The sequence below is a fragment of the Stagnimonas sp. FW305-C-60 genome (genome assembly GCF_058782965.1).
Genome location: NZ_JBYSYF010000001.1, coordinates 1169784 through 1181525 on the forward strand (window position 1 = coordinate 1169784; position 11742 = coordinate 1181525).

Below are 11742 nucleotides of genomic sequence, written 5' to 3' on the forward strand. Positions count from 1 at the left end.
TCGACCGAAGAAATTAGCCTGGCCGGTTCCATCCCGACACCGGCCAAACCTGGAGGAGTTTCCCCGTGTCCCAAGCCGCCACCAAACTTGCCACCGTGACGCCCGAGCTGCTGGTGCAGCGCGCGCGTGAACTGATCCCCAAGCTCAAGGAGCGCGCGGTCAAGACCGAAACCGACCGCAAGGTGCCGGAGGAGACCATCGCCGAGATGCAGGCCGCCGGCCTGTTCGACGTGCTCAAGCCCAAGCTCTACGGCGGCTACGAGATGGACCCGCAGGTGTTCTACGACGTGCAGATGGCGCTGGCCGAGGGCTGCATGTCCACCGCCTGGATCTACGGCGTGATCGGCGTGCACAACTGGCAGATCGCGCTGTTCGACCCGCGCGCCGCGCAGGACGTGTTCGGCAAGGACACTTCCACCCTGATCGCCTCCACCTACATGCCCAAGGGCCAGGTGACGCCGGTCGAGGGCGGTTTCAAGTTCAGCGGCCGCTGGGGCTTTTCCAGCGGCATCGACCATTGCCAGTGGGTGTTCCTGGGCGGCCTGATCTTTACGCCCGGCCAGCCGCCGGAATACCGCACCTTCCTGCTGCCGCGCAGCGACTTCGAGGTGATCGACACCTGGCATGTGATGGGCCTCAAGGGCACCGGCTCCAAGGACATCGTGGTCAAGGACGTGTTCGTGCCCGAGTACCGTACCCACAAGGCCAGCGACGGCTTCATGGGCACCAACCCGGGCCGTGACACCTTCACTGCCGATCTCTACAAGCTGCCGTTCGGCCAGATCTTCGTGCGCGCGGTGTCCACCGCCGCCATCGGTGGCCTGCAGGGTGCGCTCGACACCTTCCTGGACTTCGCCAAGGTGCGGGTCGGCGACATGGGCAACAAGACCTCCGAGCAGGCGCCGGCGCAGCTGGCCGCCGCCGAGACCGCCACCGCCATCGACGAGATGAAGCTGGTGCTCAACCGCAACTTCAGCGTCTTGCAGACCAAGATCCGCAACAAGCAGCCGCTCGACGACATTCAGCAGCGCCTGCTGTTCCGCCACCAGGCTTCGCAGACGGTGGAGCGTTGCGCCAAGCACGCCTACCAGCTGTTTTCGGTCTGCGGCGGTCGCGGCATCTTCACTGACTTTCCGCTCTACCGTTACATGACCGACATCATGGCGGCGCGCGGCCACTACGCGAACAACCCTGAGCAGTTCGGCCGCAACTTCGGCGGCTTCCTGCTGGGCCGCGAGAACACTGACTTCTTCATCTAACTCGGAACCGTTCCTCCCCCTGCTTGCGGGGGGAGGCTAGGAGGGGGGCGTCCACCGCCCTCACCCAACCCTCCCCCGTCCGCGGGGGAGGGTCAGATATTGGCGAGGGCATCTCATGGACGGCAGCACAGGCAGCGGCAACTGGGACCAGCAGTTCGACGTCATCGTGATCGGCTCCGGCGCCGGCGGCATGACCGCCGCGCTGTGCGCCAAGGGCGAGGGGCTGTCGGCGGTGGTGCTGGAGAAGGAATCCGTCTACGGCGGCACCACGGCGGTGTCCGGCGGCGGTATCTGGATCCCCTGCAATGACGACATCGCCAAGAACGGCGGCAGCGACTCCTACGCCGAGGCGCTGGGCTACGTGAAGCTGCTCACCGAGGGCGAGGTGCCGGAGTCGCGCATCGAGGCCTATCTCAAGAGCGCGCCGGAGATGGTGCGCCATCTGGCCAAGAAGTTCGGCGTGGTCTTCCGCGGGGTGAAGCTCTATCCCGACTACTACCCGAGCAAGCCAGGCGGCAAGGACGGCTACCGCTCGATGGAGCCGGTGGAGTTCAACGCCGCGCTGCTCGGCGCCGAGTTCGACCGCCTGCGTCCGGCCTTCGCCGGCACCCAGGTGATGGGGCGCATGGCGATGAACCAGGTCGAGGCCCATGTGCTGTTCACCAAGGGCAAGGGCTGGTTCGGCATCGTGTTGAAGATGATGCTGCGCTACTGGCTGGATCTCGGCTGGCGCCTGAAGACCAAGCGCGATCGTCGGCTGACCCTGGGCCAGGCGCTGATCGCCCACCTGCGGCATGCCCTGCAGAAGCAGGACGTGCCGCTGTGGCTGGAGTCGAGCATGGATGGCCTGATCGAGGAGAACGGTCGGGTGGTCGGCGTCGTCGTGAAGCAGGCCGGCAAGACCCTGCGCCTGCGTGCCAAGCGCGGCGTGGTGCTGGCTTCCGGCGGTTTCGAGAACAACCAGCAGATGCGCGAGCAGTACCTGCCGCATCCCACCAACGCCAACTGGACCGGCGCGCCGCGCATCAACAACGGCGACGGCATCCGCGCTGGGCTGGCGCTGGGCGCCAAGCTCGGTTTCATGGATCTGGTCTGGGGTTCGCCCACCGTCCACGTCCCCGGCGCCAGCTCGCAGACCACGCTGTTCGTCGAGCGCTGCGCGCCCGGTTGCGTGATCGTCAACAAGAAGGGCAAGCGCTTCGTCAACGAGGCCGCCGCCTATCCGGACGTGGTGACCGCCATGTACCGGGACGACGCCCAGGGCAACGGCTGCGTGCCGGCCTGGTTCGTGTTCGATGCCAACTTCCGCAAGAAGTACCCGGCCGGCCTGTTCCTGCCCAGCCAGATCCAGCCGGACTCGGCGCTGCCCAAGGACTGGCTGGACAAGGTCTACTTCCGTGCCGACAGCATTGAGGCGCTGGCCGCCAAGATCGGCGTCGATGCCGCCGGCCTGAAGGAAACCACGCGCAAGATCGGCGAGTACGCCAAGGCCGGCAAGGACCCCGAGTTCGGCAAGGGCGACACCAGCATCGACCGCTACTACAGCGATCCGACCGTCGGCCCCAACTCCTGCCTGGGGCCGGTCGACACCGGCCCGTTCTACGCCATCGCCCTCTACCCGGGCGAGATCGGCACCAAGGGCGGCCTCTGGTGCGACGAGCGCGCGCGGGTGCTGCGCGAGGATGGCAGCGTCATCGCCGGCCTCTACGCCATCGGCAACTGCTCGGCGGCGGTGATGGGCAAGACCTACGCCGGTGCCGGCTCCACGCTTGGCCCGGCGATGACCTTCGGCTACATCGCGGCGCGTGACATGGCGGTGGCGGGCGCGGCGGCCTGAGCCAGCGCGCATAGCCGCTGCCTTCAACCGGCCCGGTCAGTTCGTCGATCTGCTCAAGGTCGGGCATTCATGCCCCCTGGGGCGCCGAGGTGCCGACGCCGCCGTCAACGCCGGTGCCCAGCCTGCCGTCGTCCCGCCGGCCGGCATTGGTCCGGCCTAACGGCGCCGCGTCTTCGCCGTCGTCGTGGTATCGAACCCGGCCTTCAACTGTTGCAGCGCGGCGACGACCAGGTCGGGCAGGTTGTGCGCGCTTTCATCGGCGCTCCAGTGATAGACGCAGGCGGTGCTGACCGCCAGCGTCGAGGCTGCCAGCCAGCGCGGACGCAGGTCGTCGGGCGACAGCGCGCCATAGCGCCCGGCGAGCGCGGTGGCGATCGCCTGCTCGTAGCTGCTCTGGTAGTCCAGCGCCTTGGCGCGCAGGCTCGGCGAGGTCAGCAGCATCTGCGCCAGCAGGCGCAGCAGCTTGCTCTGCCGGTCGAAATCGGCGCCCAGCTTGCGGAAGCTCCAGATCAGCGCATCCACCGGTCCCAGCTTCGGCGGCGCGGTGCCCAGGGTGTCGACCAGCTCCTTGAGCTTGCGCTCGTAGAAACCGACCACCACCGCCGACTCCTTGGAGTCGAAGTAGCGGAAGAAGGTCGCGCGCCCCACCTGGGCCACGGCGGCGATGTCGTCGGCGGTGAACTGGCCAAGCCCGCGCGCAATGGCGAGGTTCATCGCCGCATCGGCGATCTCATGGCGGATGCGCTGCTTGTTGCGCTCGCGCAGCGGACCGGGGTGGGAATGATCGGGTTCTGACATTGATACTTTGTCTCAGTTGATACAGAGTATCTCAACAAGACCGGCACTGCGCAGTCACCCCGTGCGGGCCGGGCCATGATCGAGACCGCGAGGGGAGTTTGACGTGAGGCGAGTGCAAATGGCGGTCGGGCTGTCCGGCCTGCTGCTCCTGGTGTTGTCTTCAGGATGCCAGCGTAACGAGGAAGCCCCCGCCGAGGTCAGCCCCGCTCTCAGCGTGGAACTGGTCTCGCCGCGGCGCGAGACCCTGCCGGACCGGATGACCGCCAGCGGCGAGGTTGCGCCTTGGCAGGAGGCGAGCATCGGCACCGAGATCGGCGGTCTGCGCCTCGATGCGGTGCTGGTCAATGTCGGCGACGCAGTGAGCAAGGGCCAGTTGCTGGCCCGCTACAACGAAGACCTGCTGCGCGCCGATCTTGCCCGCTTCGAGGCCATGGTTGCCGAGGCCGAGGCGCGCGCGGCCCAGGCCCACGCCGACGTCGAGCGCGCCGAGCGCATGCAGGGCAGCGGCGTGTTTTCGCAGCAGGCGATCCAGGGTCTGCACACCCAGGCCGCCGCGGCGGCGGCGGCGGTGACGTCTGCCAAGGCCCAGCGCGACGCCCAGGCGCTGAAGCTGCGCTATGCCCGCGTGCTGGCGCCGGACGACGGCGTGATCTCGGCGCGCATCGCCACCGTCGGCGCGGTCAGCATGGTTGGTGGCGAGCTGTTCCGGCTCATCAAGCAAAACCGTCTGGAGTGGCGTGCCGAGGTGCCGGCGGTTGCGCTGTCGAAGTTGGCGCCCGGCATCGAGGTGCAGATCCAGACCCTCGATGGCGCGGCCATCACCGGCCGAGTGCGGCAGCTCTCGCCGATGGTCAATACCGGTACCCGCAATGGCCTGGTCTACGTTGATCTGCCGGCCCGCAGCGGATTGGCGGCCGGCATGTATCTCTCCGGGCAGTTCCTGTTGCCGGGTCGCGAGGCGCTGACGCTGCCGGAGTCGGCCCTGGTGCGCCGCGATGGCAACAGCTATCTGATGAAGGTGGACGTGCAGAACCGCGCGCAGGAGCTGAAGGTGCAGACCGGCCGCCGCAACGGCGCGGTCATCGAGATTCTCGGCGCGCTCGATCTGGCCGACCGCTTCGTGCAATCCGGCGGCGCCATGCTCAGCGTCGGCGATCTGGTTCAGGTGGTCGGCGAGGCGCCCGCGCGGTGAACTTCTCCGCCTGGGCCATTCGCAGCCCGACGCCCTCGATCCTGCTGTTCGTGATGCTCACCGTCGCGGGGCTGATCGCATTTCGCGGCCTCGGCATCCAGGGCTTTCCCGACATCGACTTCCCCACCGTGATGGTCGAAGCGCGCCTACCAGGCGCGCCGCCCAGTCAGCTGGAGAACGAGATCGCGCGGCCCATCGAGGACTCGGTCGCCAGCATCGCCGGCCTCAACCACGTCACCAGCCGCATCACCGATGGCGCGGTGACGATGGTGGTCGAGTTCGACTTCGAGACCGGTTCGCAGCAAGCGATGCTCGACGTGCGTGACGCCATCGACCGCATCCGCGCCACCTTGCCGGCCGATCTCGAAGAGCCGGTGGTGACCCGCGTGCAGGCCTCGGGCATGCCGGTGCTCACCTTCGCGGTGCGCGCGCCGGGCCTGGACGCGGCCGACCTCTCCTGGCTGGTCGAGGACGTAATCACCAAGAAGCTGCTGTCGGTGCGTGGCGTGGCGCAGATCACGCCGCAGGGCGGCAGCCAGCGCGAGGTACGCATCGAGCTGGACCCGGTGCGCCTGCAGGCCCTGCGGGTCACCGCCGGTGAGATCAGCAGCCAGTTGCGCAGCATGCAGCAAGAGGCCCCGGGCGGCCGCGGCGACCTGGGCGGACGTGAGCAATCGGTACGGCTGCAGGGCACGGTGGCCAGCGCCGAGGAGCTGGCGCAGCTCTCGCTGCCGCTGGCCGATGGCCGCCGCATCCGTCTTGGCGATGTCGCCCGCGTACTCGACACCCCGAGCGAGGCGCGCGAGCTGACCCTGCTCGACGGCCAACCGGTGGTGGGCTTCCAGGTGCTGCGTGGTCGCAGCCATGACGAGGTCACGGTATCGCGTGGCGTGCGTGCGGCGGTGCAGGAGCTGATGCGCGCCGACCCGCGCATCGAGATCATCGAGGTCGCCAACATCGTCGATGCCAGCGAGGCCGATTACGAATCCTCGATGCGGGCGATGTACGAGGGCGCGATCCTCGCCGTGCTGGTGGTCTGGCTGTTCCTGCGCGACTGGCGCGCCACGCTGGTCTCGGCAGTCGCCCTGCCGCTGTCGATCATCCCGACGTTCCTGGTCATGGCGGTGCTCGGTTACAACCTCAACCTCATCACCCTGCTGGCGCTGACCCTGGTGATCGGCATCCTGGTCGACGACGCCATCGTCGAGGTCGAGAACATCATGCGCCACCTGCGCATGGGCAAGACGCCGCTGGTGGCGGCGCGCGATGCCGCCGACGAGATCGGCCTCGCGGTGGTCGCCACCTCGCTGACCCTGGTGGCGGTGTTCCTGCCCACCGCCTTCGTCGGCGGACTCACTGGCGCCTTTTTCCAGCAGTTCGGCTGGACCGCCTCGGTGGCGGTGATGTTCTCGCTGCTGGTGGCGCGCCTGCTGACGCCGATGATGGCGGCCTACCTGCTCAAGCCGCCCAAGCACGAGGAAACCGACGGCCCGGCGATGCGTGGCTACCTCGCTTGCGTGCGCTGGTGCCTGGAACGCCCCTTCGTCACCTCGGCTGCCGCCGCCGCGTTCTTCGCCGGCTCGGTCTTCCTGATCAGCCTGCTGTCCTCCGACTTCATCGCGCCGAAGAACATCTCGACCCTGATGGTGACCCTGCAAGGCCCGCCCGGGAACACACTGGAAGACACCCGGGCCCTCGCCGAGCGGGCGCGTGCCGTGCTCGCCGAGCAACCGGAGATCGAGCAGGTCTACGCCGCCATCGGCGTGCCCATCGTCGGCGGTGATCAGCGCGACATGCTGCCCGGCGCGGTGCGCAATGCGCAGCTCATGGCCAAGCTCAAACCCCATGCCAGCCGCGCGCGTTCGCGGCCAGAGATGGAAGACGCCGTCCGCCGCGCACTCGCCGTGGTGCCGGGTGTGCGCATCAGCATGGGCCAGGGCGCGCCGGGCGAGAAGCTGAACCTGGCCTTCTCCTCCAACGACCCGGAGCTGCTGCAGAAGACGGCCCGCGCCGTCGAGTCCGACCTGCGGCAGTTGCAGGGCATCGGCGCGGTGAACAGTTCCACCAGCCTGGCGCGGCCGGAGATCGTCATCCGCCCCGATTTTGCGCACGCCGCCTCGCTCGGCATCACCTCCGCCGCCATCGCCCAGACCGTGCGGGTGGCGACCACCGGCGACTTCGACTTCAACCTGCCGCGCCTCAATCTGCCGGACCGGCAGGTCTACGTGCGCGTGCAGCTCGACCCTGCTGCGCGGCAGGACCCGGACAGCATCGCGCAATTGCGCGTACACGGTGCCAACGGCGCCGCCGTGCCGCTCGGCAACATCGCCGACATCCGGGTCGCCGACGGCCCCGCGCAGATCGACCGCTACGACCGTTACCGCAACGCGCGCGTCTCGGTGGACCTGCAAGGCCGGCCGATGGGCGATGTGGTGAAGGAAGCCTACGAACTGCCCGCGCTCAAGAATCTGCCGGCGGGCGTCTGGCCGGTGGTCGCCGGCGAACTGGAGAACATGCAGGACATGCAGGCCGGCTTCCTGCTGGCGATGCTGGCCGGCATCTTCTGCGTGTACGCGGTCATGGTGTTGCTGTTCGGCGACTTCGGTCAGCCTCTCACCGTGCTCACCGCCCTGCCACTGGCTGTCGGCGGCGCGCTGGGGCTGTTGTGGGTATTCGACATGAGCCTGTCGATGGCGGCGCTGATCGGCCTGCTGATGCTGATCGGCATCGTCACCAAGAACTCCATCCTGCTGGTGGAGTACGCGATCATGGCCCGCCGCGACCTGGGCATGAACCGCACCGAAGCCCTGATCGACGCCTGCCACAAGCGCGCCCGTCCGATCATCATGACCACCGTTGCGATGGCCGCCGGCATGACTCCCATCGCGATTGGTCTGGAGGGCGATCGCAGCTTCCGCTCGCCGATGGCCGTGGTGGTGATCGGCGGCCTCATCACTTCCACCGTGCTCAGCCTGCTGGTGGTGCCGGTGGTGTTCGAGATGGTGGATGACTTCAAACAGCGGCTGCTGCGGATGTTTGGGGGTCGGGCTTCGGCAGAGAGCAGTAAAGAGCGGATGACCTAAACAGCCGCGGCGCCAACCCGATCAACCACGGCGCGCCGCGGGATGAGTCTGGCAAGCGACTGACGGCCCTGCGCGGCCGACTTCGGCGGCGGGCAATGGCATGGAGCTGGGCGCTGGCCGCTGGCCGAGGCGGTGATGCTTGCCTCATCTGAGGCCTCGGCCAGGTCTTGCCTGAAGACTCTCGGGCCAGCGGACCCTAACGCAGGCAAAAGCGGGCTGCGACCCGGCATGGCGAACCGGGCGTGGGCGGACTTCGCGAGCCGCCAGGCGAGCCCTAATCCATGCGGACGACGAAGGCCCCCGGCGCGCTGCCTATCGTGCGACTCGAGCTATACGCCAGCGATAGCCAGACAAAACAGCGGTACCACGTGCAAAGGAGTAGATGAATGCGTCGCAAGCCCCGCCTTGTGTTGCTGTCCCTGAGCGCCCTCTCGGCCCTGTGTGGCCCCGCCCAGGCTCAAACCCCCAAAGAAGCCGCGCCAGATTCCTCCGGTTCCACGGTGCTGGAGACGGTCACCGTCACCGCCCAGAAGCGCGAGGAGAAATTGCAGGACGTGCCGATCGCCATCACCGCGATGAACAAGGCGCAGTTGCAGGCGCGCGGCATCGAGAACGTCGCCGACCTCAGCGCGCTGGCGCCGGGTCTGCAAGTGAGCCGCTCGCCCTCCAACGACAGCATTTCGCAGATCGCCATCCGCGGAAACTCCGAGATCAATCCGGCGATCTACTGGGACCCGGCGGTGGGCATCTATATCGACGGTGTGTATCTCGGCAAGTCGCAGGGCACGGTGTTTGACGTCGTCGACCTGCAAAGGGTGGAAGTGCTGCGTGGCCCGCAGGGCACGCTCTATGGCCGCAACACCATCGGCGGTGCCATCAATCTGGTGACCCGTCCGCCGACCGGCGAGTGGGGCGGTGAAGTCAGCACCGATGTCGGCAACTACGGCGCCTGGGTGCGCAAGGCCTCGGTGGATCTGCCCGCCTTCGGCATCGCCAAGCTGTCCTTCGCGGCGCGCTCCGAGCAGCGCGATGGCTGGGTCGAAACCCAGCCGGGCAGTTCGGTGACGGAGATGAACGACCGCCACAACAACGGTTTTCGCTTTGCCGCCGACATCGACTTCAGCAAGGATTTCCAGGCAGCGCTGCGCTACGACCGCTCGGCGATCAACCAGAACGGCACCTTCAGCCAGCTCTATCGCTTGCGGCCGACTGGCGCCTTCGATCCGGCGGCGCCGGGCGGCGCCTTCCTGTTTGGTGCCCTCTCCGCTTCGGCCTCTACCGAGCGGCAGGAAACCGCAGCAGTTAACGGGCCGCAGTACCAGAAGGTGATCGTCAAGGGTGGCTCGGCGACACTCAGCTACAAGCTGGGTGCCAACGACACGCTGAAGTCGATCAGCGCCTACCGGCAGCTGGTCAACAACGATGGCGGCGACTACGACGGCTCTTCGCTGGCCATCGCTCAGACCGAGCGCATGACCACCTTCGACCAGGCCTCACAGGAGCTGCAGTGGGTGGGCCAGCGCGGCGCGTTCAACTACGTCGGCGGCTTGTACTACTACCGCGACGACGGCGATACCAATAACCCGCAGTCCTACTTCTTCGGCGGCGCCAACTACGACTCACGCTATGGCACCCGCACCAATGCCAGCGCGGTCTACGGCCAGCTGGACTACCAGGTACTGGAGCCGCTGCGCCTGAGCGCCGGTCTGCGCTATACCTCCGAGAAGAAGGGGCTCACCCGTACCTTCGGCGTTGCCGGTGCCGCACCGGCGCCGTTCCTCTATTTCATCCCGGAAGGCACGGCGGCCGAGAAAACCTTCGACGCCTTCACGCCCACGCTCAGCGCCAGCTGGAAGTTCAACGAGCAGCTCAGCACCTACATCCGCTACGCCGAGGGCTTCAAGAGCGGCGGCTTCAATGGCGAGTTCAGCAATTCCGACTTCACGCGCCCGTTCCCGGTGGTTCAAGCCGAGAACATCAATGAGACCAAGACCCCGTTCAAGCCGGAAAAGCTGAAGTCCTTCGAGCTCGGTGCCAAGAGCAGCTTTGCCGGTGGCCGAGCGCAGCTGAATGCGGCGATCTTCCACAACAAGCTCGACGACTATCAGGTGTCGGTGTTCACCGCCTCGGGCGCGGCGGCCTCGGTGATCCGCAATGCTGGCCAGGCAACCATCCAGGGTCTGGAGCTGGAGGCGGTTGTACAACCGATCAAGGCGCTGCGCCTGCAGGCCAACTACGCCTGGCTGCACGGCAAGTACGACGAGTTCATCGACCGCGATCCGGTCTCGGGTCTGGACAGCAACCAAGCCGACAATCGCGCCCTCGTCCATGCGCCGCAGAACACCTTCAACCTGGTGGCCGACGCGCAACTGGCGCGGCTGTCCTTCGGTGAACTGCGCGCGCTGGTCGATTACGCCTACACCAGCTCCTACTACACCTACCCCTACCAGCTCGCCGCCACCAACACGGCGGCGCCGGTGGCCGGCGACACCAAGGTCAGCGCCCATGGCCTGCTCAATGGCCGCCTTGCGCTGGGCAAGCTGAAGCTGGGCAAGACCGCCAGCGGCGAGCTGGCGCTGTGGGTGCGCAATGCCCTGGACGAGGACGAACCGGTGAACTTCATCGACTTCGGCCCCGGCTTCGGCAATCTCACGCCTTCGTACTTTTTGGACCCGCGCACCTTCGGCGCGACCGCGACCTTGCGCTGGTAACCAACAGGAATCCTCCGGCATGAAGCAAAGACTCAAGGGCAAGATCGCACTGGTGACCGGTGCCGGGCAGGGCGTGGGGCAGGGCATTGCCTACGCCCTGGCTGCGGAGGGCGCGCTGGTCGCGGTGACCGGCCGCACCCTGTCCAAGCTGCAAACCACGGCGGCGGAAATCCAGCAGCGCGGCAGCCGGGCGCTGGCGCTGGAATGCGAGATCAAGGAGGCCAGCTCGCTGGAGCGCATGGTCGGCGAGACCGTGCAGCACTTCGGCGGCCTCGACATCCTGGTCAACTGTGCGCAGGAGGTGCCGCTGGGCACGCTCAACGGCTTGAGCGAGGCGGCGTTCGCGGCGGGCTGGGAGTCCGGCCCGCTGGCGACCTTCCGGCTCATGCGGCTGGCCTATCCGCATCTGAAGAAGGGCGGCGACGGCAACATCATCAACCTCGCCTCCTCGGCCGCCTACCGCTGGGACGCCGCCGGCTACGGCGCCTACGCGGCGGTGAAGGAGGCGATCCGCCAACTCAGCCGCGCCGCCGCCTGCGAATGGGCCAAGGACGGCATCCGCACCAACTGCATCCTGCCGCTGGCCGACTCGCCGGCGATGGCCGGCTGGAGCGCGGCGCGGCCGGAAGAGGCCGCCGCCTTCGTCGCCACCGTGCCGATGCAGCGGGTTGGTTCCTGCGAGGCCGACATCGGCCGCTTCGTCGCCAATCTCTGCACCGAGGACTGCCGCTACATCAACGGCCAGAGCATCGGCGTCGATGGCGGCCAGGCGTTTCTTGGGTGAGGCACCGCGGCTTGCGAGCACTGCTCGCGGCGGTGCCGAACGCCCGGCCATGGATGGCCGGGCAGGGGGCGGGTACGG

Annotated in this window: 7 protein-coding genes; 6 read left to right on the forward strand and 1 reads right to left on the reverse strand. The window is 67.5% G+C overall.

Translation table 11 applies throughout. The features are described from left to right. Nucleotides 1-65: 65 nt before the first annotated feature. Nucleotides 66-1259, forward strand: coding sequence for an acyl-CoA dehydrogenase family protein (locus AC3WT6_RS05335; RefSeq protein ID WP_492652522.1), 1194 nt, complete (start codon nucleotides 66-68; stop codon nucleotides 1257-1259). Nucleotides 1260-1374: 115 nt separating this feature from the next. Then, nucleotides 1375-3096 (forward strand): FAD-dependent oxidoreductase, encoded by a 1722-nt coding sequence (locus AC3WT6_RS05340; protein ID WP_492652523.1) that lies wholly within the window; start codon nucleotides 1375-1377, stop codon nucleotides 3094-3096. A gap of 156 nt (nucleotides 3097-3252) precedes the next feature. On the opposite strand, the gene AC3WT6_RS05345 is transcribed toward AC3WT6_RS05340, so the two are convergent. Next, on the reverse strand, nucleotides 3253-3894 hold the full coding sequence (locus tag AC3WT6_RS05345; protein ID WP_492652524.1) for an acyl-CoA-like ligand-binding transcription factor: 642 nt from the start codon (nucleotides 3892-3894) through the stop codon (nucleotides 3253-3255). A gap of 103 nt (nucleotides 3895-3997) precedes the next feature. Here AC3WT6_RS05345 and AC3WT6_RS05350 point away from each other — a divergent pair, with 103 nt between their 5' ends. The 4 genes from AC3WT6_RS05350 (at nucleotide 3998) to AC3WT6_RS05365 (ending at nucleotide 11664) form a co-directional block, all read left to right on the forward strand. After that, a complete protein-coding gene (locus AC3WT6_RS05350; protein ID WP_492652525.1) occupies nucleotides 3998-5086 on the forward strand; it encodes an efflux RND transporter periplasmic adaptor subunit in 1089 nt (362 codons plus the stop codon). Continuing rightward, nucleotides 5083-8169 (forward strand): efflux RND transporter permease subunit, encoded by a 3087-nt coding sequence (locus AC3WT6_RS05355; protein WP_492652526.1) that lies wholly within the window; start codon nucleotides 5083-5085, stop codon nucleotides 8167-8169. Before AC3WT6_RS05350 ends, AC3WT6_RS05355 begins: the two co-directional genes overlap by 4 nt. A gap of 386 nt (nucleotides 8170-8555) precedes the next feature. Further along, nucleotides 8556-10880 (forward strand): TonB-dependent receptor, encoded by a 2325-nt coding sequence (locus AC3WT6_RS05360; protein WP_492652527.1) that lies wholly within the window; start codon nucleotides 8556-8558, stop codon nucleotides 10878-10880. A gap of 19 nt (nucleotides 10881-10899) precedes the next feature. Beyond that, a complete protein-coding gene (locus AC3WT6_RS05365; RefSeq protein WP_492652528.1) occupies nucleotides 10900-11664 on the forward strand; it encodes an SDR family NAD(P)-dependent oxidoreductase in 765 nt (254 codons plus the stop codon). Nucleotides 11665-11742: the final 78 nt, after the last annotated feature.

Excerpts from the sequence above, each read along its gene's own strand:
- AC3WT6_RS05360 (WP_492652527.1), top strand. The coding sequence starts at position 8,556 with ATGCGTCGCAAGCCCCGCCTTGTGTTGCTGTCCCTGAGCGCCCTCTCG.
- AC3WT6_RS05365 (WP_492652528.1), top strand. The coding sequence starts at position 10,900 with ATGAAGCAAAGACTCAAGGGCAAGATCGCACTGGTGACCGGTGCCGGG.
- AC3WT6_RS05340 (WP_492652523.1), top strand. The coding sequence starts at position 1,375 with ATGGACGGCAGCACAGGCAGCGGCAACTGGGACCAGCAGTTCGACGTC.
- AC3WT6_RS05345 (WP_492652524.1), bottom strand. The coding sequence starts at position 3,894 with ATGTCAGAACCCGATCATTCCCACCCCGGTCCGCTGCGCGAGCGCAAC.